A 23,217-nucleotide genomic window follows, 5' to 3' on the forward strand; every position below is an offset into this window, starting at 1 on the left:
CGCAGGTCTTTTTCGCCCCGATCGGTACGCGCGTACCGGTTGGGGCGAATTGCGTTCATTCCCGAGTATTTTGCCGCCCCGGCGGTTAGCATGGCGCTACAACAATGAAACCGATGGACCACACCTTGATCGAACGACGCCAATTCAGCGGTGGCATGAAGGGCAAGAACCTTCGCTACCTGAACGAGCCCGCCAGCGGGCCGGGACGCATGACCCGCACCGGGTTCGTGCTGCTGGAGCATTTCTCCCTGCCGGCCTTCACCCAGGCGCTGGACACCCTTGTCACCGCCAATCTGCTGCGCCCCGGTCTGTTTTCCACGCGCACCTTCGGCCTGAGCGACGGTGAAGTGATCAGCGACCTCGGGCTGGTGATTCGCCCGGACTCGCGTCTGGAAACCAGCGTGTTGCAGGAACTGGATTTACTGGTGATCTGCGGCGGCTACCGCACGGAATTGAAGGCGAGCGACGAGTTCATCAACCTGCTGAAAATGGCCGCCGAGGCCGGCGTGATCCTGGCCGGGTTGTGGAACGGCGCGTGGTTCCTGGGCCGGGCAGGGGTGCTGGAAGGCTACCGCTGTGCGATTCACCCGGAGCATCGGCCGGCGCTGGCGGAGATTTCCAAGGCGACTCAGGTCAGCAGCGAACCCTACGTGATCGACCGCGACCGGCTGACCGCGTCCAGTCCGTCCGGTGCATTCCACATGGCGCTGGACTGGATCAAGGGCCTGCACGACAAGGCGCTGGTCGAAGGCATCGAAGACATTCTGGCGTTCGAGGAATCGCGCTATCGGCGGATCAAACCGACCGAGAACATCTGCGTCAGCGCGCCGTTGCGTGAAGTGGTGAAGCTGATGGATGCCAATCTGGAGGAACCGCTAGAGCTGGAGCAACTGGCGGTGTATGCCGGCCGATCCCGACGTCAGCTGGAGCGGCTGTTCAAGGAACAACTGGGCACCACGCCACAACGCTATTACATGGAACTGCGCATCACCGAGGCCCGGCGTCTGCTGCAACACACCGAGCTGTCCCAGGTGGACGTGCTGGTGGCGTGCGGATTCGTGTCGCCGAGTCATTTCAGCAAGTGCTACAGCGCCTATTTCGGTTATCGACCTTCCAAAGAAAAACGGCTCGTCAAATGACGAGCCGTTTGGCGTGCTCCTTCAGAGGTGATCGGCGTCGATGATCGCCTGAGCGAAGGCTTTCGGGTCTTCCTGCGGCAGGTTGTGACCGATGCCGCCGTTGATCAGGCGGAACTGGTACTTGCCGGTGAAGCGTTTGGCGTAGTCCTCCGGCGCCGGGTGCGGCGCGCCGTTGGCATCGCCTTCCATAGTGATGGTCGGCACGCTGATCGACGGCGCGGTGGCGAGTTTCTGTTCCAGTGCATCGTACTGGCTTTCACCCTGCACCAGGCCCAGACGCCAGCGGTAGTTGAACACAGTGATCGCGACGTGATCCGGGTTCTGCAATGCCTTGGCGCTGCGGTCGAAGGTGGCGTCGTCGAAGGCCCATTTCGGTGACGCCAGTTGCCAGATCAGCTTGGCGAAGTCATGGGTGTTCATGGTGTAACCGGCCTCACCACGGTCGGTGGCGAAGTAGAACTGATACCACCATTGCAGCTCGGCCTTGGGCGGCAGCGGATTCTTGCCGGCGGCCTGATTGCCGATCAGGTAACCGCTGACCGACACCAGCGCCTTGACCCGCTCCGGCCACAGCGCCGAAACGATGTCCGCCGAACGCGCGCCCCAGTCGTAGCCGCCGAGCACGGCTTGTTTGATTTTCAGGGCATCCATGAAATCGATCACGTCACTGGCCAGCGCCGCCGGCTGACCGTTGCGCACGGTCTTTTCAGACAGGAAATGCGTGTCGCCATAACCCCGGGCATACGGCATCAACACCCGATAACCCTTGGCCGCCAGCAGCGGCGCGACGTCGTCGTAGCTGTGAATGTCGTAGGGCCAGCCGTGCAGGAGAATCACCACCGGGCCATTGGCCGGGCCGGTTTCGGCGTAGGCCACGTCCAGCAGGCCAGCCTTCACATGCTTGAGCGGGCCGAAGGGCAGGTCGGCTTTGACGCTGGCGGCTTCGGTCTTGACCGGCTCGGGTGCTGCGGTTTGCGCCTGAGCGAAGGCGCCAAACTGCAACAGCGCGGTGGCAAGAATCGACAGACCCAGCAGGCGGCGACGGTTTTTCCCGGTGGGGACGGTGGCGTGTGGTGCGTGCTTCATGGCAAGTCTCCTTATGATCGGCGAGGGCCGGGTTCTGGCTGAACCCTTCGTATCTGGCGTTCATTAAAGACTGGCCACGTATCTGCGCTGTTTCCGTTTTCGTGGGCTGATGCGCGGGCATGTATCCGGGGGGCGTTCGTACACACTGGGATACAAACCTGCGGCCAACAAAAAGCCCCGAATGTTCGGGGCTCTTGCTGACCTTGGGCTTCAGGCCTGAATGACGTGCTTGGGCCCGGCCAGCGCCCAGGCGATCAGCCCGAACAGCGGCACAAACACGATCAATACGATCCAGACGCCTTTGTTGCTGGCTTTCCCCTCACTCTTGCGCACCCTGTTGATCGCCCACAATTCGATGAGCAAAAGAACGACGGCCAGTACGATCCACGTGGTTTCAAGTTGCATGGGCTACCTCCTGATGGTCATTGGTTTAGGCGGGGCATGCCACTCAGGGTTCATTTAATTTGCTGGGTGGCTTGCGTGGGTCACGTGCACAAATGTTCTAAACCGATCGGCAAAGTCGCGGTAACGTAGACGTCTTCAACGACCAACACTGCCTTCGGAGCCTTGCGTGGACAAACGCAACTGGATCGACTTGTCTCAGGATGCCGACACCGGGATCGAGTCGATTCGTGCCCATTTCCAGGGCCACGCCTACGATCCGCACTGGCATGACAGCTTTCTGGTGGGCGTCACCGAGCAGGGCGTGCAGCAGTTTCATTGCCGACAGGTGCGGCATCTGAGTACGCCGGGCAAGATTTTCATGCTGGAACCGGGTGAGATTCACGACGGACACGCGCCGACGGAGGAGGGCTTCACCTATTCCATGCTCTACCTCGACCCGCACTGGCTGGAGCGCGAATTGCGCGTGCTGTTCGAGCATGCGCCGGACAACAGCCAACTCGGGTTCACCGATACCCTGAGTCAGGATTCGCGCCTGTCCACCGCCATCAATCAGGCCTTCCACGCCCTGCATCAAGGCGACTTGCGCATCGTGCGCCAGACCGCCATCGACACCTTGCTCGGTTCGCTGACGTCGCACCTCGACTGGCGTAAACGGCAACCGTTCGATCCGCGCCTGCCACGGGTGGCCCAAGTGGCGCGGGACTATCTGCATGCTCATGCCTTTGAGGACATCGGGCTGGACGATGTGGCCCAGGCCTGCGGGGTCGATCGCTTTCGCCTGACCCGGGCCTTCAAGGCCGCTTTCGGACTGGCGCCGCATGCCTACCTGATTCAGCTGCGCCTGGCCCGCGCCCGCCAGTTGCTGGCGCGCGGCGAAACACCCGCCACCGTCGCCAGCGCACTCGGTTTTGCCGATCAGAGCCATCTCGGACGCTGGTTCCGCCGTGCCTATCACCTGACGCCGGCGGATTACCGCAAGCGCTGCTCAAACCTTCCAGACTGAACCCCGCACAACCGCGACCATGACTTCCTGTTCTGATTCGGGAGTCCTGTCATGGAATCGTTGCTGCCATTTCTGCTGTTTTCCTTCGTCGCCTCGATCACCCCGGGGCCGACCAATATTCTGGTGATGAGCCACAGCTCGCGGCGCGGTCTGACGGCCACCGTGCCGATCATCTTCGGCGCGTGTGTGTCGGCGGCGCTGGTGGTGCTGGTGGTCGGGCTCGGCGTGGGGGAAACCTTGCTGCGCTATCCCCGCGTGCAGCAGGCGATGGCCTGGGTCGGGGTGTTGTGGTTGAGCTGGCTGGCGTGGCAGATCTTTCGCAGCACACCGCCATCGTTGGAGTCCTCGACGTCGAATGATGACGGCTTCAACGTGTTCGGCGCCGCCGGCCTGCAATTGATCAATCCCAAGGTATGGATGATGGCCGTGGCGGTGGTGAGCGTGTTTGGCGGCAACGGCGACGACAGCTCGCGGATGCTGCTGTTGTCGGCGGTTTTTCTAATGGTCTGCCTGCCGTGCATGACGGCGTGGGCGCTGCTGGGCGTGGGCAGTGCGCGGTTCTTTGGCTCGCCACGGGCGTTTCGGCGGATGAATGCCGGGCTGGCGTTTTTGTTGTTGCTGTCGGCTTGGTTGACGGTGTTGGTCTAGGCATCGTCACCTTCCGCATTCCTGACAGGAATGCACCGCATAAAATCAATGAATTTCTATTATCAATCTTCGTGACGTAGGGTGATTCAAGGACACGGAGAAATGCCCTTGAACGCTTCCTCTACTGAAAAATTCGACACCTCCCGCGCCAATGAATATGGCAAGCAAAGCCGCATTGCGCTGGCGGGCTATGACGCTTGCCATGACCTAGCCGCGTGCATGCTGGCCGCCAGTCTCGGTAACGCAGGTTCGGCGCGGATTCTGGCGGTTGGCGCAGGCGGGACAGCCCAGGAAATCATCGCGATGGGAAGTCTGGAGCCTGGCTGGCGCTTCATGGCGGTGGATCCTTCCGAGCCGATGCTGGCGGCGGCGACCGAGCAGTTGCGGTCGCATGACTTGCTTGAGCGAACGGATCTGCATCTCGGGCCGGTCGATGACTTGCCTGCCGATGAGTCTTACGACGCCGCAACGGTGATCGGCGTTCTGCATCATCTGGAAGGCGATGAGGCCAAACGAGCGCTTCTGCAATCCATTCGGGCGCATTTGAAACCGGGTGCTCCGCTGATTGTGGCCGGCAATCACTACGCGTATGCCAGCCAGCCGTTGCTGCTGGAAGCGTGGGGACAACGCTGGCGCCAGAACGGGGCCAGCGCCGATGAGGTGAAGGCCAAACTGGGGAAAATCCTTCAGGGTGCCGATCCTCCCCATTCCGAGGCGGCGGTTCAAAAGCTGTTACATGAAGCCGGCTTCGGCGAGGCCACCCGGTTTTTCAGCAGCCTGTTCTGGGGCGCGTGGTTGACGCGTAAAACGAGTTGACCGGTGCCTTAGCGACGAATCCGACCACGCGCATTTGAAATCCCCGCCGTTGCCCCCCAGAATCGCGCCCCGATCCGGTCACCAGTGCCGGGCGTTCAGAGTGAAAGGGGTTGCGGTTGAACGAACAGACATTGTCCATGCGCCTGGAGCGGGTGGCGGCGCATGTGCCCGCCGGTGCGCGGTTGGCCGATATCGGCTCGGATCACGGTTACCTGCCGGTGGCCCTGATGCGCCGTGGCGCGATCGCGGCGGCGGTGGCGGGCGAGATGGCCGAGACGCCGTTCCGTTCGGCACAACGCACCGTGCGCGAAAACGATCTTGAGCAGCAGGTCACTGTGCGCCTGGCCAATGGCTTGATGGCCGTCGAGCCGGCGGACGGGATCACGGCAATTACCGTGTGCGGCATGGGTGGCGAGACCATCCGCGACATTCTCGAAGGCGGCAAGGCGCGCCTGAGCGGCCGCGAACGTCTGATCCTGCAACCCAACGGCGGCGAACAACCGCTGCGCCAATGGCTGATGGACAACGGCTATCGAATCCTCTGCGAAGACGTGCTGCACGAAAACCGCTTCGACTACGAAATCATCGTAGCCGAGCGAGGCGAGCCGGTGACTTATACCGCCGAAGAACTGTACTTCGGGCCGCTGCAGTTGCAGACGCGCAGTCCTGCGTTTGTCAGCAAGTGGCAGCATCGGTTGCGGCACAAGCAGCAGACGCTGAGCCACTTCGCTCGGGCTCGGCATGGGGTATGCGAGCAAAAGGTGCAGGATCTGAAGCAGCAGGTGCGCTGGATCACTGACGTGCTGGGGTGAAACTCTCGGAGATGCTAATGAGGGCGATCCTGTCCGAAGTCAGGTTTGCCCGGTGCTGCGCCTGCCAGCGCCACACCGGGCAATGATTCCAGCGCGATCAGCTACCGAAAGACTCCATCAAAACCTGCACCAATTCACCACCCTCAGGCGTCGCCCAGCTACCGGCCAGTTCGGCAATCAACTGGTTGGTGCTGGTCAGCGTGACACCAGCCTTGTCCATGCGGCGCAATGCGATGTCATCGGCTGCTTTGGTTGGTGACGCACCGGCATCGGCGACGACCTGGACTTCGTAACCATCACGCACCAGCGAGAGCGCCGGGTAAACGGTGCAGACGTCGTTGGTGACGCCGGCGATGATCAGTTTACGGCGACCGGTCGCCTTCACTGCGGCGGCGAAGTGTTCGTCGTCCATGGCGTTGACGATGCCAAGGCGTTTGATGCGGCTCGCAAACTCAGCCGGCAGGATCTGCTCAAGCTCACTCAGGAGCGGACCTTGTGCGTGCTCTTCCATGCTGGAGGTCAACACGACGGGCATTTTCAGAATGCGCGCGGCCTTGGCGAGCATCAGGGCGTTGCGTTTGAGTTCTTCGAAAGCCATCGATTTGGCCCAGCCCATGGTCCCGACCTGGTGATCGATCAGCAGAAGGGCAGCATTGTCGGCACTGAAGTTTTCGTACGTCATGGTGGTTCTCCTGGCATTTGAAATGGGGGGAATGCCCCCGGTGGTGGAGTCAGCGAAGATTCAGATTTCCAAAATCACCCCGTTGATAGCGGGCCACGGCGGCGGTCAGGGCTTCTGAAGAAGCGAGCGCCATCGGGCCCTGCCAATGCACCGGCTGGTTCAAGGGCGTGCCTGAGAAAACGACGGCCTTGGCGTTGCCGGTCGGCGCACTCAAGGTGACTCTACGATCCGCCCCTTGCGGGAGATTGACCGGTACTTTCGGATCGGACAGATCGAAGGGGTGGCCGTCGACAGACACTTCGCCATCTATAGGCATGACGAACGCCACATGACCTTCGGGAATCGAGACACTCATTTCGCGCCCAGCCTCCAGGGATATGTCCAGCAGTCGCACGTCGGTTGGCAGCGATAGAGGAGACACAACGTTGTGGAAACTGCCCAGAGGCACTCGAACCTTCACGCCCGGCGAATGAACGACCGGCACCTCCTGAGATTCAACGCTGAAGGCAAACGGTGCTTGCGACTGTTTGTCCTCCGGCAGATTGATAAAAATCTGCAGCATGTGAACGGTCTTGCCGGGCTCGGCCGGAACTTCTTCGTGCACGACGCCATTGCCCGCCGCCGTCCAGTGCAGACCACCGGGCTGGATCAGGTTGCGATTGCCCAGTGAGTCCTGGTTATCGATACCGGTTTGCGAATCCATAAACAGGTAAGACACCGCCGAGAACCCTGCATGAGGGTGGGCCGGAAACGTCGGTCCGCTGATCCAGGCGTGATCGACGCCCAAAAACGGGTCGATCGGTTTCGCATGCCGATCGCCTCGCAGGGTGAACGCCCTGAATCGGCTGCCGTGGTTCATGCGCTGCAAACGTGCGGTGGTGAGCATGGCGGCGTTCCTCAAGCCTCTACGGACAGGGTCGGGTAGTCGATGTAGCCTTCTGGGCCCGGGGCGTAAAAGGTGTTTTTGTCCGCAGTATTCAGCTCGGCACCACTGCGCAAACGCTCGGGCAAGTCAGGGTTAGCGATAAACGCACTGCCAAACACCACCGCATCGGCCTGGCCACTGGAAATCAGGGATTCGGCGGTATTTTTGTCGAGAGCGCTGCCGATCAGGTAGCGCCCGGTAAAGAGAGGTCGCAGCGCTGCGTGGTAGTCGAACGTGGCGCCGAACAGCGCGACATGCAGGTAAGCGAGATTGAAAGCGCGCAGTTGTTCGACCAGGTGCGTGTAGGTTTCCTGCGGGTTGGCATCGACGATGTCGTTGAAGTTCATTTCGGGCGAAATCTTGATGCCGACGCGGTCACCGCCAATCTCATCCGCCATGGCGGCGAGCACTTCCAGCACGAAGCGGACGCGGTTTTCAACCGGGCCGCCATATTCGTCATCTCGCTGGTTACTGCCAGTGGACAAGAATTGCTCCGGCAGATAACCGGATGCCGCATGCAGCTCGACACCATCGAAACCCGCCTCGATCGCGCGGCGTGCAGCCTGGCGATAGCCTTCGACGACGGCAGCGATTTCGACGATGGTCAAGGCGTGCGGGACGACGAAATCCTGCAAACCGTTGGCGGTGTAGGTCTGCCCCTCTACCTTGATGGCAGAAGGTGCCTGCGGCTGAGCGCCATTGGCGAGCAATGAAGGGTGGGAAACCCGTCCGCAGTGCATCAGTTGCATGAAGATGCGACCGCCACGGGCATGCACGGCGTCCGTGACCTGCTTCCAGGCCGCCATCTGTTCGGCAGTTGCGATACCCGGCGTTCGGACGTAGCCCTTGCCGAGAGCAACGGGAAACACGCCTTCGGAAATGATCAGCCCGGCACTGGCGCGCTGACCGTAGTAAGTCGCGACCAGATCCGTCGGTACACCGTCATCATCGGCGCGCGAACGCGTCATGGGTGCCATGACGATACGGTTGGAGAGGGTGTGACGGCCGACCTGGATTTCAGAAAAAAGTGGGTTCATCGCGGTGCTCCTCAGTAGTGATGGAGTTATCATCAGTCAATTCAAATTCGGGATAAATCCGTCAAAATTGAAATGACTGATCCACTGATGGAGCAATCTTTTTGGAATACCTGAACGACATGGCGTTGTTTGTGGAAGTTGTGAAAATGCGCGGCTTTCGTGGGGCGGCGGAGTCGCTGGGCATGCCCAACTCAACGCTTTCCCGGCGCATCAGTGGCCTGGAGAAGGCCATCGGCTTGCGTCTGTTGCACCGCACGACACGCCGGATCGAGTTGACGGAGGCCGGGCAACTTTATTTCGAGCGCTGCAAGCGGATCGTGGAAGAGGCGAGACTGGCCCATGAGCAATTGGGCGAAATGCTTGCCCGGCCCAGTGGTTTGCTGCGGGTTTCGATGCCGGTGGACTTTGCCACTATCTATCTGGCGCCGTTGATTGCCGAGTTTGCCCGCGAGTATCCGGGTATCCGCTTCGATCTTGAGCTCACACCACGGCAGGTGGATCTGGTCAGCGACCCGGTCGACATCGTCATTCGGATGGGAGAACCGCCGAACTCAAACCTGATTGCCCGCAAGTTGGCGAGTATGAAGCGTGCTTTTTACGCATCGCCCCGGTATCTCGAACTGTTCGGGGAACCGGAGCAACCTGCCCAACTCATCAATCATGAATGCCTCAGAATGCGTGGCTCCGGTTCTGACCACTGGACACTCATCAGTGAAACCGGGAGCGAACAGGTGGAGGTCGGAGGACGTTTTGAACTCAACAGTGTGGGCATGCTCCGGCGCATGGCGTCTCTGGATCTGGGGATCGCGCTGTTACCGGAGGGTATCGCCGTCCAGGATGTGGCGAGCGGAACATTGCGCAGAGTGCTGGCGCAATGGCAGGCACCACCGGTTTCGGTCTACGCATTGACAGAGACGCGACTGCTCCCGGCCAAGACGCAACGTTTCATCGAGTTTCTGCGTGACAGGCTCGATTGCGCGTGAGGGGTACTCTGGGATCAGTAACGGATTGAAGCTGATATCATCCAACAACTTTCAAGCAGGCCAAATCACCATGAACCGTCAGAAAAAACTGCAACAGCTCTTCAAGGAAAAATCCAGAAAGGCCAACGCCAAACTGGCACCCAAGAGCAACAAACCGAAGTACATCAGCAAGGCGGATCGCCTGAAAATGGCGGCTGAAGCGACCCCCGAAGCAAGTGCTGTCACCGAGGACTGATTGAGCGGGGTTCAACCGTTTCGGGTTTCCCCAAGTATCCGCGCCGCGTCCCGCGACGGTGGTAAACCGAACACCCGTGCATAGTCACGGCTGAACTGTGTAGCGCTTTCATACCCCACTTCGAACGCCGCCTGGGTGACATTCCTGGTACTCGCCACCATCAGCGTCCGGGCCTGTAGCAGACGAACCCGCTTTTGATACTGCAATGGACTCAGCGCCGTAACGGCTTTGAAGTGTCGGTGGAAGGCGGACACGCTCATTGACGCAAGCCGGGCCAGGTCGTCTACCCGGATCGGTTCGGCAAAGTCCTGCCGTATGTGCGCAATGGCCAGGTTGACGCGCGCCATGGCGCTGTCGGGGGCAGCGATGTCCCGCAGCATCCAGCCATGGGGGCCTTGCAGGACACGGTACAGAATCTCCCGCTCATAGACCGGCGCCAGTGCCGCGATCTCTTCAGGCTGGCCCATCAGACGCAGCATCCGCACCCAGGCATCCATCAAGGGCGGGGTGACAGCCGCCACCGAAAAACCGGCGTCCTGCTCGTGTTGGCCGAGAGGTTTGGGCAGGTCGGCCAGCAGCGTCGTCAAGACAACCGGATCAAGCGTCAGACTCACTGCCAGGTACGGCTCGCCAGCGGGAGAGGGGTGAACCTGGCCGACGGCCGGCAGATCGATGGACATGACAAAGTAGGTCGCCGGGTCGTAATGCAGCGTACGGTCGGCGATGGTCATGGATTTGCTGCCTTGCAGGATCAGGTTGATCATCGGTTGGTAAACCGCCGCCAGCAAGTGTTCAGGGATTTCACCCTGAACCATGGCAACCCGTGGAATGCCTGTTTCCGTGCGGCGGTTCTGCGCGTTTCGGGCCAGGGCGCGAAGTTCTGTCAGTTGGCTATTCATGCCGTGCATCTGACCCCACACGGATACACCCGCGCAAGCAAAAAGCAGAAACAGGCAGGTTTCGAAGAGGAACCGCTGCGCTCGCCGCCCGGCCGATGGCTACTGTGGTGCTTCAACTCAAATGACAGTGGAGCAGCGCATGAGCGTTATCGTTATTACCGGCGGCAGCCGTGGCATCGGCGCCAGTGCGGCCGAGGAGTGTGCACGACTCGGTATGGGCGTCATCCTGACTTATCAGCGCAATGCCGAGGCGGCAGCTTCGGTCGTCCAGCGCATTCAAGTCTCGGGTGGCACCGCCGTGGCGCTTCAACTGGACGTTGCCGACGTCAGTCAGTTCGACGATTTCCGCCAGAAGGTCGTTCACGCACTCCAGGCTACTTGGGGCGAAATAAGGCTATCCGGGCTGGTCAACAACGCCGGCCACGGCCTGTTCAATTCGCTGGAAACAGTAACCGAGGCACAGTTCGACGGTCTGTTGAACACCCACCTCAAAGGCCCGTTTTTTCTCACGCAGACCCTGCTGCCCCTGATGAGCGAGGGCGCCAGTATCGTCAATCTGACCAGCGCCACCACCCGCGTCGCCATGCCCGGCGTCGCGCCCTACGCTGCTGCCAAGGGCGGACTGGAAGTGCTGACGCGTTACATGGCCAAGGAGTTCGCGGATCGTCGCATTCGGGCCAACGCAGTTTCGCCGGGTGCGATCCGCACTGAATTGGGCGGCGGTCTGAATGATGAGTTCGAGGCCTTGCTCGCTTCGCAAACGGCGCTCGGTCGGGTGGGCGAGCCGCAGGACGTCGCTCGGGTGATTGCCCTGTTGCTGTCTGATGAGAGCGGCTGGATCAATGCTCAATCCATTGAGGTCGCAGGCGGTTACTTCATCTGAATCAATACCCGAATGCGAGGAGGCATCATGCTTGATCATATTTTTCTGTCGGTCAGCGACATTGAACGCTCGATTGCTTTCTACACGGCAGTGTTGACTCCACTGGGCATCACCGCAAGGCTCGATTACGACGGCAAGGACGGCCCACCAGGGCATCCAGACCTGAAGGGATTCGGTGCCAACGGCCGGATGTTTTTCTGGTTGCGTGAGGGCGTAGTAGAGGGGCGGGCCGTGCATGTTGGCTTCGTCGCGAGCAACACGGCGCAGGTCGACGCTGCCTACGCAGCGGCCATCGAAAGCGGTGCTGTCGACAACGGCGCCCCGGGCGCACGCCTGCACTACGACCCCGATTACTACGCGGCCAACGTCCTCGATTCGGACGGCTACAGCCTCGAATTCGTCTACAAAAAATGGCAGCACGGCCAATGAGCACATTAATGATCTATGGGGCGACGGGGTACACCGGGCGCATGGCGGCGGAGCATGCCCGGTCGCTGGGCCTGGACGTCGTCATTGCCGGTCGTACGGCAAAAAAAATCGAATCCCTCGCGGCGCAACTGGATGTGCCTTATCGAGTATTCGCACCTGAGACCCTTGCAGCGGAGTCTCTGGAGGGCATTGCGGTATTGCTGAACTTTGCAGGGCCGTTCGCGCAGACGGCGGACGTGTTGATGCAGGCGTGTATCAGGGCCGGGGTGGACTATCTGGACATCACCGCAGAGATCAATGTCTATCGACGGGCCGAGCAGCTGGGCGTCGAGGCCGCGAAGGCCGGTGTCATGTTGTTGCCCGGCGTCGGCTGGGATGTGGTGCCGACCGATTGTCTGGCGATGCATGTCGCTCGACGCGTGCAGGCACCACATTCGCTGAAAATTGCGCTGCAGGTAGCAGGCTCCATGTCGCGCGGATCGGCTCTGAGTGTCGGCGAGATTATTGACGCAGGTTTGCTGGCCCGGGTTGACGGACAACTCATCGCCACGCCCGACGCACAGCCCCGGTCTTTCGATTTTGGTGACGGGCCCGTGCTGTGCGCGCCGTTGTCGTTTGGTGATCTGGTCACGGGCTGGCATTCCACCGGCATTCCCGATATCGCCATGTACGTGCACATCAGTGGCGATGCGTTTCCCGAGGGCGATTTGTCGCTGTTGCCGGACGGCCCCAGCGCCGAACAGCGTGCGGCTCACCGCGCCCGTGCGGTGGCAGAAGTCTCGGGCGCCAATGGCAGCGCCGCGCGGTCGGTCATTGAAACGGTCAATGGCTATACCTACACCCCGTTGGCGGCAGTGGCGGCCGCGCGTCGAGTGATGGAGGGGGAGCGGCGACCGGGTTTTGAAACGCCGGCCCGCGTGTTCGGTGCCGGCTTTGCCGAGAGCATTGCAGGTACAACCGTGACTGACTTCTGAAACCATCGGGCGATGAACCGCAACCCCCTCAGGTACTCGGCGGCTTCGCCAGTTCAATCCCCGCCGCCCCCAACCGCTTGAGGATCTCGAACAACAAATCACTCTTGGTCGTCCCGACAATCCTCGGGCTCGCAACATACCCGGTCACCGTCAAAGTAATCCCGTCCGGCGTGAGCTTGCTGAAACGCACGAACGGCGCCGGTTTTTCGAGGATGGTTTCGTGTTCCTTGTAGGTGTCGAACAGCAGGTTCTGTACCTGTTCGGGGTCGATATCCAGCGGGAACATCAGCTCCAGCGTCGCCACGCCCTGGGCGCTGCCGCCGAGGGTGACGTTGCGCAGGTTCTGCGAGATCAGTTGCGAGTTGGGCACGATCACGATCGAGCGGTCGCTGAGCTGGATTTCGGTGGCGCGCACGTTGATCCGGCGGATGTCGCCCTCGACGCCGCTGATGCTGATCAGGTCGCCGACCTTGACCGGGCGTTCGGTGAGCAGGATCAGCCCGGAGACGAAGTTCTTCACGATCTCCTGCAAGCCGAAGCCGATGCCCACCGACAGGGCGCTGACGATCCACGCCAGGTTGGTCCATTGCACGCCCAGCGATGACAGGGTCAGCAGGATCACCACCGCATAACCGATGTTGGAAAACAGTGTGCTGAGCGAGGCGCACATGCCCGGGTCCATGTCGGTCTTGGGCAGGAACTCGTTGTCGAGCCAGCGGCGCAGGGCGCGGATCAGGTAGATGCCGATCAGCAGTGCCAGCATCGCGTTGAGCAAATGGCCGGGAACGATGTTCAGTTTGCGCAGGCCGGCGCCGCCGAGGATCGTGCCGATGTTGTTGGCCAACTGGCCCAGGGTGGTGCCGATCCCGCCGACAAACAGCGTGATGACCGCCAACAGCAACAGCGCAGCCCGACCGAAGCCGGCCAGCAGGGTCGAGGCCTGTTCGAGACGTCGATCCCCCACGCCGAGCAGTTGCTTCAGCGCCTTGCCGCTTGAATGGCGGGGTGAGAAGAAATACTCGCAGCTGTCCTTGAGCAACTGCATCAGCAGGTAAAACCCGGAAAACACGATAAACGCCCACACCAGTTCATAGGTGATGAACCGTGCCAGCGACACATACCCCGTCAACAGGGCGCCGAACGACAGCACCATCGCCAGGGTGGCGACGGTGTAAATCACACCGGCGAAGGTGTTGCCCGCTACCTGCGTATCCCCGGCCGCCGCCAACACCTTGCGCACTCTGCCGACACGCATCAGCAACGTCGTGACGATGCCCAGCACCACTATCGCAATCACCCCGCGCCCGGCGATCACGATCTGGCTGCTCATGCCCGAGGCATTGCTGACCTGCACCGCCGTGACCAGCACCAACAGCGTCGCGGCCAGGATCCGCGCGAATGGCTGGAGCGTGTGTGCGACCTCGTCGGCCACCGCCGGCAGCCGCCACGACGGGTGCTCGGTGGACAGCAACGCGCGGCTAAGGCCGGTGATTAGCACGCAGGCGTAAACGACCTTCTCGAACTCATCGGAAAACGTCGCCAGCATCGGCGGCAACGGCACGTGACGGGTGCAGGCGTAGTACAGCAATTGCAGGGCGATGGCGGTGGTCGCGAGTGTCGCCAGTGCCGAGGCGAACGCCAGCGAACTGCGGCGCAGCCGACCCTCCGGCATGCGGTGAATGCACACCCACGCCAGCCAGCGGTCGGCCAGTCGCCGACCCAGCGTCCAGACGACGAAGGCCAGCACAACCAGCAGGCCGGTGTAAAAACGCTGGCCGGGTTGCCAGGCTTCGGCGCCGGTCTGTTGCACCTGTTCGAGGAAAAACCGCAGGCGCTGGCGGTCATCCGCCGATGGATTGAAAAGGGGCGTCCAGAAGCCGGGATTCAGAATGCTGTGGGTGCTGAGCGTCAGTTCGCTTTCGAGCAACGTGCGGCGGATGCCCGCGATCTGGGTGATCAGGTCCGTGGCGCTTTGCTTGAGGGTGGCGAGGTTCTTCAGCGCCGTATCGACTTTGGTTTTCTGCTCGATCAACGTCGCCCGTTGCGCAGCGATATCGGCTTGTTCGGCGGCGACTGCTTCGGCCGGCGCGGCACCGAGCACGCCCAGTTGTACGGTCAGTTGCGCCTGCTGCGGCAACAGCGATGCCGACAGCCGATCGATGTCCAGAATGAACGTCTGCACCCGATCCTGCGGGCCTTCGAGCTGGTTGTAATTGTTGGCGGACGAGATCTGCTGCTTGAGGCCGTCGAGACGCAGTTGCAGGGCCTGCAGATCGCTTTGCGTGACGCCGGGGAGCGGGGCGCCAGTGCTGACATCCGGTGTGCCGGACACGTCGGCGGCCGACACCGCCAGGCCCCCCGAACCGAGCACGAGCAGGGCGACGAACATCAATGACTTCAATGCATTACGCATGGGACTGGCCGATTCCGGTTGATCACACAAACATTGAGGTTAGGTGATCGGATCGGAGGGCGCGGAAAAGTTTCGGTGACCCGGGCGACGGGCCACCGTTCGCGGCGTAGTGGTTGTTCAGATCGACCGCTGATTGACCCGCTGCATCAATTCCTCCGCCGATTCCTTGCGCTCGGAATAACGATCCACCAGGTCCGGGCGATCACGCAGCAACAGCGTGAATTTCACCAACTCTTCCGTCACGTCCACCACCCGGTCGTACAGCGCCGAGGGTTTCATGCGGTTGCCTTCGTCGAATTCCAGATAAGCCTTGGGCACCGACGACTGATTGGGGATGGTGAACATGCGCATCCAGCGGCCCAGCACGCGCAGTTGATTGACCACGTTGAAGGACTGCGAACCGCCGCAGACCTGCATCACCGCCAGGGTTTTGCCCTGAGTCGGGCGCACCGCGCCGAGGGCCAGCGGCACCCAGTCGATCTGCGCCTTGAACACCGCCGACATCGCACCGTGACGTTCCGGCGAGCACCAGACCTGGCCTTCCGACCATTGCATCAGTTCGAGCAGTTCCTGGACTTTCGGGTGATCGCCCGGCGCATCGTCCGGCAGCGGCAGGCCCGAGGGATTGAAGATCCGCGTCTCGGCACCGAAGTGCTCCAGCAGGCGGGCGGCTTCTTCGACCAGCAAACGGCTGAAGGAGCGTGGGCGGGTCGAACCGTACAGCAACAGGATGCGCGGTTTGTGCGCGCCTTCGTCACGCGTGGTTGTTTGAACCAGTGAAGGATCGAGGTTGGGCAGGTCGGTCATGTCGGCTCCGGTTACAGCGTGCTGATGCGGTCGAGCTCGCGCTTGAGGGCATCACGGTCAAGTTCGGCGAAGGGCAGGGCGAGAAATGCCCGGCAGCGGGTTTCGATTTGGGCGAGGGTGGCGCGGAAAGCAGCATCGATGGTGCGCTCATCGCCGCGCACGTCCGACGGATCTTCCAGCCCCCAATGAGCTTTCAGGGCCGGGCCGAAGTACACCGGGCAGGCCTCACCGGCGGCCTTGTCGCACACGGTGATGACGATGTCCGGCGGGTTGTCTTCGAAGGCATCGTTGCCCTTGCTGCTCAACCCGGCGATGGAAATGCCGGCCGCTTGCAACGTGGTCAGGCTGCGCGGCAACACCTGGCCCTTGGGGAAGCTGCCGGCACTGACCGCTTCGAAACCGGCTGGCGCCAGATGATTGAACATCGCCTCCGAGAGAATGCTGCGGCAGCTGTTGGCCGTGCACATGAATAGAACGCGCATTTTCGATCCTCAGCAGCAGGCAGACGTATTGAGCGGGCGATCGCCCATCACCGCCAGCCGCGCGCTGTTTTCTTCCAGCCAGGCGGTGTTGGCGGCGAGCGTGGTTTCAAGCAGCGTGCGAATCCATGCCGGCAGATCGGGGTTGAGCCGGTAATAAACCCACTGGCCCTGACGGCGATCCAGCAACAGACCGCAGGTGCGCAGCTGCGCGAGATGGCGGGAGATTTTCGGCTGACTGTCGTCCAGCGCGCAGACGAGTTCGCAGACACACAGCTCACCTTCACGGGTGATCAGCAGCGTGGCCCGGGCGCGGGTTTCGTCGGCGAGGCATTTGAAAACGGAGGCGGGGTTGAGCATGTGGATGTCTTCAGTACATATGGTTGTCCGAATATACGGATGTCCATATGTGTTGGGCAAGTCTTGAGTTTGATGACGTGGCAGCTCTCGACCGAAGGTGTGTTTAACGCAGGCGCCTCAACGCTTGCTGAGCGCCAACCGCGCGGCAAACAGTACGAAAATCATCCCGGTGGTGCGATCCATCCAGCGAATCACCTTCTCGCGCCGAAGGAACCCGGACAGCGGCTGCGTCGCGCCAATCAACACCGGCGACCAGATCAGCCCGAGCACCACATGAATGCTCACCAGCCCGAATGTCCACGGCACCAGCGGCTGGCCTTGCGGAATGAACTGCGGCAGAAACGACACGTAGAAAATCCCGATCTTCGGATTCAGCACATTCCCCAACATGCCCTTGAAAAACCAGTTCGCCCCCGGCTTGCCGTCGGCCTCGGCCGGTGACAGCGAGCGGCGAGGGCGCAGCAGCATGTTCAACCCCAGCCACGCCAGATACGCCGCGCCGCAATACTTCAACAGGTTGTAGGCCAGCTCCGACACCGCAATCAACGCCCCCAACCCAAACGCCACCGCCGCGCCCCACAACAGACAACCGGCATTGATCCCCAACGCCGCACGCAACGCCTGCTGCTTGCCTTCAACGGTGGCGGTGCGCAGCACCAGCGCGGTGTCGAGGCCGGGTGTCAGGGTCAGCAACGTGGCGGCGAGGGTGAAGGCGAGAAGGTTGTCGGCGATGGACATGGTGCGTGGGTTCCCTGTTCTGGATGGGGGAACGGTAGCGGTTTCAGGCGGGGGGATCCAGCAGGGAGATCAGGCGCGGTTCGATGCGGTCGGGTTGTATCTCGAGGATCGCCAGCGTGACCGGCAACTTGAAACGCCGAGGGCCGGCACTGCCGGGATTCACGTAGAGACGCTCACCGCGCCATTCGATGCGGGGTTTGTGGGAGTGGCCGGTGATGATGAGCCTGATGCCCGGATCGAGATCGGCGGGAACGTCGGCGATGTCGTGAACGAGGAGTGCTGCCCAGCCGTTGAGGGAGAAGGTCAGGAGGTCGGGGAGGTTTTCGGCCCATGGGCTGTTGAGATCGTTGTTGCCGCGCACGGCGTGGACGGGGGCGATTTTGGCCAGTTGGGCGAGGATGTCCGGGTTGCCGATGTCGCCGGCGTGGATGATCTGGTCACAGCCCTGGAGCGCGGCGAGGGCTTCGGGGCGGAGGAGGTTGTGGGTGTCGGAGATCAGGGCGGTTTTCATGGATATCTCCGATGATGTTTTGAAAGACGAATTGTTGGTTCGGTTATATATGAAGCCATTTAACGGTATCAAATAATTTGAACCGCTTCAGGGCGCTCTCGCCTAATGATCAGCTTGTGGAAAATTTCATAGGCAATGTGCCAATACCGGCACTTCGTGAGGTGGTCGACGTGGCTAAAGAAGAAAAGAAAAATAAAGCTGAGTCCTCGAAAAATGCCAAGGAATTGAAAGACAAAAAATCGTCCCCGGCGAAAAAGTCAGCGGCGGCCTCGGCTCTTGCCAAATCGCCCGAAAAGAAAGACAAGAAAAAAGATGCCGAACCAAAAAAATCTGCGAAAAAATCTGATAGCAAGTCAACCAAGGCTAAAAAATCAGAAAAAGCAGAAAAACCGGCGAACAAGAAAAAGTGATATCAGCTAGGGCTACTGGCCCTAGCGTCCTCCGTCTGTATCCAATCGCTATTACCTCTCGCAGCAATTGCCGATTACTGGCGCGCTTCCGCTATTTGCAAGAATCTCAGCCTCTACTCATGCAGAGTGCATGCTTTTATTTGGCCATCATCCTGCACAAACCGTTGATGTTTAATGACATTTAGAATTTGAAGTGCTGGCACAAAATATGCGATGTCTGTTTGGAATGACGCGAGAATTGCCGACTTGGATCGGCGAACAATAATCCGTGATAGAGGCCTCAAATGAACGCCATCGACCTTCTGAAAACTGACCACGAAAAAGTTAAAGGCATCCTGAATCAACTCAGTGAATCCACCGATCGCGCATTAAAAAAACGTGCGGAGTTGCTGGAAAAGCTTGAACTGGAAATTACCATTCATACCCAGCTCGAGGAGCAGATTCTGTATCCGGCTTTCAAGGAAGCAGGCGGTAAGGAGCAGGATGAGATGTACTACGAGGCGAAAGAAGAACACCGCACGGTAGATTCATTGGTATTGCCAGACCTGAAGTCCACCGATCCTTCTACACCCGAGTTCGCCGGTCGCGTGAAGGTGGTCAAGGAGCTTCTGGAACACCATATCGAGGAAGAGGAAACCGAGATGTTTCCCCAGGCCAAAAAGCTGCTGGGCAATGCCAAGCTCGATGAGTTGGGCAAGGAAATGGAAGTGATGAAGGCTTCACTGAAGAAAAGCCTCAGCGGTTCGAATATGGCGGCCTGAACGAATAGATAGACGGACCTGCGGCGCAATCAAAAGCCCGGCTTAATGCCGGGCTTTTCATTTGGCTACGCCTGGCACATCCATGTTTATCTTGCGCCAACACGCTTCAGAGAAACTGTAAACCGAGAAGGCAATCAGCCCCAGAGCCATCACCATCAAGACAAGCCATCCAGCGGGTAGATTCTGGAGTGCGTCCAGCGCTTCCTTCATGCCGGGTGGGTCCATGGCTTGATAAGCGGAACCGCTGACTGCCAGCAGCAAAGCGATTTCCATAAACACGACTCCGCGGGCGATCAGGCCGAATCGTGACACTGGACGGACGTAACGCATGACCTCGTCGTCGGCCTCAAAATACTTTTCGAACGAAGCCTTCCATCCCTTGATGATGTGAGCCACTCCAACGCCCAGTGGTATGAGCGCGATCAGATACAACAATAAATTCGAGTGTTCCCACGACAGAAGATGCGCCAGCCAGTCTTTGGTCTGCTCTCCTGAATGGCTCGAGCTTCGGGTGCCGCTCACGAGCAGGCCCAATGCGAAAAACGCCAGAGCACCGTTGACCAAACCTCCTGCAAACAGGCCTGCACGAATCACCAGCCCCTTGAGTTGCACGCCGTGATGATCGACATCGCGTACGGCTTGCAGGACACGCCAAGCCGAAAATGCAAGCAGACCCGCGACCACAAGTCCCACCAGAAAATAGCCGAACGGTTGGCTCAGCAAGGCCTCCAGGCTCTTGTGACTGTCCTTTGGTTTTGTCGAGTCATGGGCTGCCATCAAGGCAAATATACCGATGATCAAATAGAGCATTCCGCGGGAGGCGTATCCACCCCGAGCGAGTATTACTAGGTTGCGCTGCGCGGACATTGGATTTGCTTCCGAGAGGTCATAAAAGAGCAGACCGTCCTTTCTGGAGGGGGTTCTATTACAAGTCGTAGATGATCGCGCAACCTGTGGTCCCAACGGCGATGTGAGGTGTGGTTGCGGGCTGAACGATCCTGACCCATCATTTAGATTCATATTGATGCAGTGGTGCAGATGGACAAGCAACTGGCTGGCTATTCGATTGTGTTGACCATCATTTGGGTTTCAGCAGTTATCGCTGTCGTGTATTGGATGTCGAATTGAGGGTATTGGGTGGCGATGTGGAAGGCGTGGTGTTGGGCGAGAAAATTCAGCGAGAGGCGGATCGGCTACTGGCGCAGATTGTCCGGGCAGATTCGATGATCATTGCTGTCAAGGCAGGGGCGCGAGCGGATGGCTTCGTGCTGGGACTGGAAACCGGCGGGGCGTTGCGTGCCGGCGATGCCGAGCGGCTGTACATCATTTTTGAAGCCGCACTGGTGGAGCGTCTGAAGTCCTTGTCGCGAGGCTGATCAGATCAGGTCACTGGATCGAAATTCATGAACAGTCATCTGCTTGAACTATAAGCTGACCACTCAGTCGGGATAGGTGCCGATTACTATTCTGAGGGTGTCATCCATGCGCAATTACACGATCACGTACCTGTTCAACGACCAACCCCGTACCCATCAGCTCGAACTGAAGCAGCCTGAGTTGGCCATTCAGGACGCGGCCATGCACTTGTTGCAGTTACATTTCGGGGATGGCGAGAACAGCCTGATCATGCCTGATGCAGACTCGACACCTGAGGAGATTATCGAGCAGGCGAGTTTGGTCGGAATCACGCGAATCGAAGTGGTGGATGCTCAAGGCGAGTAGGGCGATCCACTCAGGAGAAAAGGGGACTGATTTATTTTCTGAGAAATAAATCAGTCCCCTTTTTTGATGCGCAATTACACGATCACGTACCTGTTCAACGACCAGCCCCGTACCCATCAGCTCGAACTGAAGCAGCCTGAGTTGCCCATTCAGGACGCGGCCATGCACTAGTTGCAGTTACATTTCGGGGATGGCGAGAACAGTCTGATCATGCCTGATGCAGACTCGACACCTGAGGAGATTATCGAACAGACGAGTCTGGTCGGAATCACTCGAATCGAAGTGGTGGACGCCCAAGGCGAGTAGGGCGATCCACTCCGATTGAGCCAATGTTCCTACCAGAGCCGAATACAGCGCCCTGGAACTAGCCGGTCATGGAAAAAAAGGGACTGATTTATTTTCCGCATCTGAGAAATAATCAGTCCCCTTTTTTATGGAGCGCGGCGAGGGCCTCGGGGCGGACGAGGTTGTGGGTGTCGGAGATCAGGGCGGTTTTCATGGGGGGCTCTCCGTTGGTGGTTCGGGTGGGAATGGCTGCTTTCGAGCCAAAGCGGAAGTTCGACAGCACATCTGGCAGTATGGTTTTCTGACAAACCTGTCCTGAATCCATGGCAAAACTGAATTGGCGAGTACTTTTACCCCATGAGCAAAGGTCTGAGTGACGACAACCTTGATTACGTACTTGCGGTCATTGAGAAGGCCCCAAATCCGGAATTAAGTGTGATGTGTGAGCATCTGCAGATTGACAGTCGCGATCTGTTGAATCAATTGGCGATCTCAGTAGCAAGACTGTTTATCACGGGCACCCGCGATTTTCATTACTGTGATGAGGTGATGAATATTGTCATCAGCGATATCGTCGATTTGTCCATTCACGCAGAAATGCCCCAGCCGGCATTTTCTATCTACCAGGCATTCGATGCAGGCGAGTATTGGCACAGCGACGATGACCGGGAAGTATTTCCTTGGGAGAAGTGGACGCGGCCTGAGCTGATGAGAATTTTGCGTGAGGTCGACGACCGAGCAAACGGGCTTTCGAAGTAGGTTCGACTTGAGCCCCCGAAGGACTGCTTTTGGGCGTCTTCTGCTCGTCGCGTGACGGAAGAGAACGACCCGATGCAGCTCTCAAAAAAGGGGACTAAAAAAGGGGCGGGATAGCGGAGTGAATTTATGACCGATGCTGCAAAAATTGACGCGCTGCAAAAAACGATGGGGGAGCCCGTCGGCTTTGATATATCTGAAGCTGCTGCGAAGATAAAAAGAAATCTAATACTTGTTTCTTCGGTAGTTCTTGTTCTGATATTTGGAGGGGTTGAAGCGGCTCCCGGTTTTTCTATTTTTGGAGTGTCATTAACTGGTGTGACTTCAACGAAGCTCATGATTGGTCTTTCTGTCGTATTTCTTTACTCGTTGACACATTATCTTTGGTATTGTTATGAGCTTTATAGCGAGTGGGCGATTCGATTAACTGGCGCAAAGCTTGGTTTCGTAACTGCCGGAACATTCGGCGCAGAGGGTATGGATTATCCTTCCGATCCGAAACAGTCGACGCTTTATAATTGGTGGCGCCAGCAGTCTAGGGCGCTGGTTGATTACAAAGAGATCGCCTCAAAAGTCGATGAGCAAGTTTCACAAATAAATTTGAGAATCGATGAAATCATTAAGAATGAAAACCCAGACGCAAACGGGGCGATGGCCCATCAGGCAATAGTTATGTTAAATACTACTATGGGTCAGATTCACTCATCGATAGTCTCTACTGAGTCTATTTTGACGCAAGCACGTGTACCTGTTTCGCTCGCTCGATTTGATCGACGATTCGGGCTTCTTCTTAAGTCTCAGAATCTCAGGATTTTTTGATTGAAATTGCGTTTCCAATCGCTCTTGCCGCTTTCGCTGGCGCCTCATTAGCAAAATTTTTCGTCAGCTAAAAAATAGGGGCTGATTTTTTTTGATAAATTTATCAGTCCACTTTTTCGTCGCTTTTTCGTCCCCTTTTTACATGGGTCTAAGCGGTGTCTATCGTGGTAAGTATCGAGACAGAACAAGCAAAAATCCAA

The 23,217-nt window shown here is 59.0% G+C and carries 29 protein-coding genes and 1 pseudogene; 17 read left to right on the forward strand and 13 right to left on the reverse strand.

What is annotated here, in order from left to right:
* Positions 1-113: 113 nt before the first annotated feature.
* Positions 114-1,139, forward strand: a complete 1,026-nt coding sequence (locus LOY31_RS12805) for a GlxA family transcriptional regulator (RefSeq protein ID WP_115077573.1) — start codon at positions 114-116, stop codon at positions 1,137-1,139.
* Positions 1,140-1,160: 21 nt separating this feature from the next.
* On the opposite strand, the gene LOY31_RS12810 is transcribed toward LOY31_RS12805, so the two are convergent.
* Positions 1,161-2,225 (reverse strand): alpha/beta fold hydrolase, encoded by a 1,065-nt coding sequence (locus LOY31_RS12810; protein ID WP_085604585.1) that lies wholly within the window; start codon positions 2,223-2,225, stop codon positions 1,161-1,163.
* Positions 2,226-2,435: 210 nt separating this feature from the next.
* On the reverse strand, positions 2,436-2,630 hold the full coding sequence (locus LOY31_RS12815; RefSeq protein WP_258713412.1) for a PLDc N-terminal domain-containing protein: 195 nt from the start codon (positions 2,628-2,630) through the stop codon (positions 2,436-2,438).
* 166 nt (positions 2,631-2,796) lie between these two features.
* Here LOY31_RS12815 and LOY31_RS12820 point away from each other — a divergent pair, with 166 nt between their 5' ends.
* The 4 genes from LOY31_RS12820 (at position 2,797) to LOY31_RS12835 (ending at position 5,909) form a co-directional block, all read left to right on the forward strand.
* The gene (locus LOY31_RS12820; RefSeq protein ID WP_258713413.1) at positions 2,797-3,633 is read left to right on the forward strand and encodes an AraC family transcriptional regulator; all 837 of its coding nucleotides are present in this window, start codon (positions 2,797-2,799) and stop codon (positions 3,631-3,633) included.
* A gap of 51 nt (positions 3,634-3,684) precedes the next feature.
* Positions 3,685-4,281, forward strand: a complete 597-nt coding sequence (locus LOY31_RS12825) for a LysE family translocator (RefSeq protein WP_221535187.1) — start codon at positions 3,685-3,687, stop codon at positions 4,279-4,281.
* A gap of 102 nt (positions 4,282-4,383) precedes the next feature.
* Positions 4,384-5,097 carry a class I SAM-dependent methyltransferase gene (locus tag LOY31_RS12830; protein WP_408980470.1) on the forward strand — a complete coding sequence of 238 codons (714 nt, stop codon included), beginning with the start codon at positions 4,384-4,386 and terminating at the stop codon, positions 5,095-5,097.
* 116 nt (positions 5,098-5,213) lie between these two features.
* Entirely contained in the window at positions 5,214-5,909 is a 696-nt protein-coding gene (locus LOY31_RS12835; RefSeq protein WP_085604573.1) for a tRNA (adenine(22)-N(1))-methyltransferase TrmK, read from the forward strand.
* Positions 5,910-6,006: 97 nt separating this feature from the next.
* Here the strand turns inward: LOY31_RS12835 and LOY31_RS12840 are convergent, their stop codons facing one another.
* Genes LOY31_RS12840 through LOY31_RS12850 form a run of 3 tightly spaced genes read right to left on the reverse strand, consistent with a single transcriptional unit; the run spans position 6,007 to position 8,553 of the window.
* Positions 6,007-6,591 carry an isochorismatase family protein gene (locus LOY31_RS12840; RefSeq protein ID WP_221535189.1) on the reverse strand — a complete coding sequence of 195 codons (585 nt, stop codon included), beginning with the start codon at positions 6,589-6,591 and terminating at the stop codon, positions 6,007-6,009.
* Positions 6,592-6,640: 49 nt separating this feature from the next.
* A complete protein-coding gene (locus LOY31_RS12845) occupies positions 6,641-7,477 on the reverse strand; it encodes a pirin family protein (RefSeq protein WP_258713415.1) in 837 nt (278 codons plus the stop codon).
* An 11-nt stretch (positions 7,478-7,488) separates the two neighbouring features.
* Positions 7,489-8,553, reverse strand: a complete 1,065-nt coding sequence (locus LOY31_RS12850; RefSeq protein ID WP_258713416.1) for an alkene reductase — start codon at positions 8,551-8,553, stop codon at positions 7,489-7,491.
* A gap of 101 nt (positions 8,554-8,654) precedes the next feature.
* On the opposite strand from LOY31_RS12850, the gene LOY31_RS12855 reads away from it, so the two are divergent.
* Both LOY31_RS12855 and LOY31_RS12860 read left to right on the forward strand, forming a co-directional pair.
* Positions 8,655-9,536: a LysR family transcriptional regulator gene (locus tag LOY31_RS12855; protein WP_085604562.1), complete on the forward strand. Its 882-nt coding sequence runs from the start codon at positions 8,655-8,657 to the stop codon at positions 9,534-9,536.
* Positions 9,537-9,606: 70 nt separating this feature from the next.
* The gene (locus LOY31_RS12860) at positions 9,607-9,771 is read left to right on the forward strand and encodes a DUF2986 domain-containing protein (RefSeq protein WP_085605168.1); all 165 of its coding nucleotides are present in this window, start codon (positions 9,607-9,609) and stop codon (positions 9,769-9,771) included.
* A gap of 11 nt (positions 9,772-9,782) precedes the next feature.
* Here LOY31_RS12860 and LOY31_RS12865 read toward each other — a convergent pair whose 3' ends face one another.
* The gene (locus LOY31_RS12865; RefSeq protein WP_170929352.1) at positions 9,783-10,670 is read right to left on the reverse strand and encodes an AraC family transcriptional regulator; all 888 of its coding nucleotides are present in this window, start codon (positions 10,668-10,670) and stop codon (positions 9,783-9,785) included.
* A gap of 139 nt (positions 10,671-10,809) precedes the next feature.
* On the opposite strand from LOY31_RS12865, the gene LOY31_RS12870 reads away from it, so the two are divergent.
* From LOY31_RS12870 to LOY31_RS12880, 3 genes are read left to right on the forward strand one after another with little or no spacing between them, the layout of a single operon-like run.
* Entirely contained in the window at positions 10,810-11,553 is a 744-nt protein-coding gene (locus tag LOY31_RS12870; RefSeq protein WP_258713417.1) for an SDR family NAD(P)-dependent oxidoreductase, read from the forward strand.
* Positions 11,554-11,580: 27 nt separating this feature from the next.
* On the forward strand, positions 11,581-11,982 hold the full coding sequence (locus LOY31_RS12875) for a VOC family protein (protein ID WP_085604557.1): 402 nt from the start codon (positions 11,581-11,583) through the stop codon (positions 11,980-11,982).
* On the forward strand, positions 11,979-12,956 hold the full coding sequence (locus LOY31_RS12880) for a trans-acting enoyl reductase family protein (RefSeq protein ID WP_221535193.1): 978 nt from the start codon (positions 11,979-11,981) through the stop codon (positions 12,954-12,956). The genes LOY31_RS12875 and LOY31_RS12880 overlap by 4 nt, the downstream gene beginning before the upstream one ends.
* A gap of 28 nt (positions 12,957-12,984) precedes the next feature.
* Here the strand turns inward: LOY31_RS12880 and LOY31_RS12885 are convergent, their stop codons facing one another.
* From LOY31_RS12885 to LOY31_RS12910, 6 genes are all read right to left on the reverse strand, one after another.
* A complete protein-coding gene (locus LOY31_RS12885) occupies positions 12,985-15,369 on the reverse strand; it encodes a DUF3772 domain-containing protein (protein WP_258713418.1) in 2,385 nt (794 codons plus the stop codon).
* A gap of 117 nt (positions 15,370-15,486) precedes the next feature.
* Complete coding sequence (gene arsH / locus LOY31_RS12890; RefSeq protein ID WP_258713419.1) at positions 15,487-16,176, reverse strand: arsenical resistance protein ArsH; 690 nt, start codon at positions 16,174-16,176, stop codon at positions 15,487-15,489.
* 11 nt (positions 16,177-16,187) lie between these two features.
* Positions 16,188-16,658, reverse strand: a complete 471-nt coding sequence (locus tag LOY31_RS12895) for an arsenate reductase ArsC (RefSeq protein WP_258713420.1) — start codon at positions 16,656-16,658, stop codon at positions 16,188-16,190.
* A 9-nt stretch (positions 16,659-16,667) separates the two neighbouring features.
* Positions 16,668-17,015, reverse strand: a complete 348-nt coding sequence (locus tag LOY31_RS12900; protein WP_085747440.1) for a metalloregulator ArsR/SmtB family transcription factor — start codon at positions 17,013-17,015, stop codon at positions 16,668-16,670.
* 117 nt (positions 17,016-17,132) lie between these two features.
* Positions 17,133-17,753 carry a LysE family translocator gene (locus LOY31_RS12905; protein WP_258713421.1) on the reverse strand — a complete coding sequence of 207 codons (621 nt, stop codon included), beginning with the start codon at positions 17,751-17,753 and terminating at the stop codon, positions 17,133-17,135.
* Between the two features lie 43 nt (positions 17,754-17,796).
* Positions 17,797-18,264, reverse strand: coding sequence for a metallophosphoesterase family protein (locus LOY31_RS12910; protein WP_258713422.1), 468 nt, complete (start codon positions 18,262-18,264; stop codon positions 17,797-17,799).
* 161 nt (positions 18,265-18,425) lie between these two features.
* Here LOY31_RS12910 and LOY31_RS12915 point away from each other — a divergent pair, with 161 nt between their 5' ends.
* Together LOY31_RS12915 and LOY31_RS12920 are read left to right on the forward strand one after the other, a co-directional pair.
* A complete protein-coding gene (locus LOY31_RS12915; protein ID WP_258713598.1) occupies positions 18,426-18,674 on the forward strand; it encodes a hypothetical protein in 249 nt (82 codons plus the stop codon).
* Between the two features lie 284 nt (positions 18,675-18,958).
* Positions 18,959-19,435 (forward strand): hemerythrin domain-containing protein, encoded by a 477-nt coding sequence (locus LOY31_RS12920; protein ID WP_258713423.1) that lies wholly within the window; start codon positions 18,959-18,961, stop codon positions 19,433-19,435.
* A 57-nt stretch (positions 19,436-19,492) separates the two neighbouring features.
* Here LOY31_RS12920 and LOY31_RS12925 read toward each other — a convergent pair whose 3' ends face one another.
* Positions 19,493-20,302 carry a DUF1206 domain-containing protein gene (locus tag LOY31_RS12925; protein ID WP_085604519.1) on the reverse strand — a complete coding sequence of 270 codons (810 nt, stop codon included), beginning with the start codon at positions 20,300-20,302 and terminating at the stop codon, positions 19,493-19,495.
* Between the two features lie 278 nt (positions 20,303-20,580).
* Between LOY31_RS12925 and LOY31_RS12930 the strand changes: the two genes are divergently transcribed.
* From LOY31_RS12930 to LOY31_RS12950, 5 genes and pseudogenes are all read left to right on the forward strand, one after another.
* Positions 20,581-20,811, forward strand: coding sequence for a hypothetical protein (locus LOY31_RS12930; RefSeq protein WP_085747576.1), 231 nt, complete (start codon positions 20,581-20,583; stop codon positions 20,809-20,811).
* A gap of 106 nt (positions 20,812-20,917) precedes the next feature.
* Positions 20,918-21,157, forward strand: coding sequence for a hypothetical protein (locus LOY31_RS12935; RefSeq protein ID WP_258713424.1), 240 nt, complete (start codon positions 20,918-20,920; stop codon positions 21,155-21,157).
* Between the two features lie 66 nt (positions 21,158-21,223).
* A pseudogene (locus tag LOY31_RS12940) lies at positions 21,224-21,463 on the forward strand (hypothetical protein).
* A 336-nt stretch (positions 21,464-21,799) separates the two neighbouring features.
* Positions 21,800-22,201 carry a hypothetical protein gene (locus LOY31_RS12945; RefSeq protein ID WP_085604513.1) on the forward strand — a complete coding sequence of 134 codons (402 nt, stop codon included), beginning with the start codon at positions 21,800-21,802 and terminating at the stop codon, positions 22,199-22,201.
* Between the two features lie 126 nt (positions 22,202-22,327).
* The gene (locus LOY31_RS12950) at positions 22,328-23,017 is read left to right on the forward strand and encodes a hypothetical protein (protein ID WP_258713425.1); all 690 of its coding nucleotides are present in this window, start codon (positions 22,328-22,330) and stop codon (positions 23,015-23,017) included.
* Positions 23,018-23,217 lie beyond the last annotated feature (200 nt).

Source organism: Pseudomonas sp. B21-021, assembly GCF_024749205.1.
Classification (GTDB): Bacteria; Pseudomonadota; Gammaproteobacteria; order Pseudomonadales; family Pseudomonadaceae; genus Aquipseudomonas; species Aquipseudomonas paraglycinae.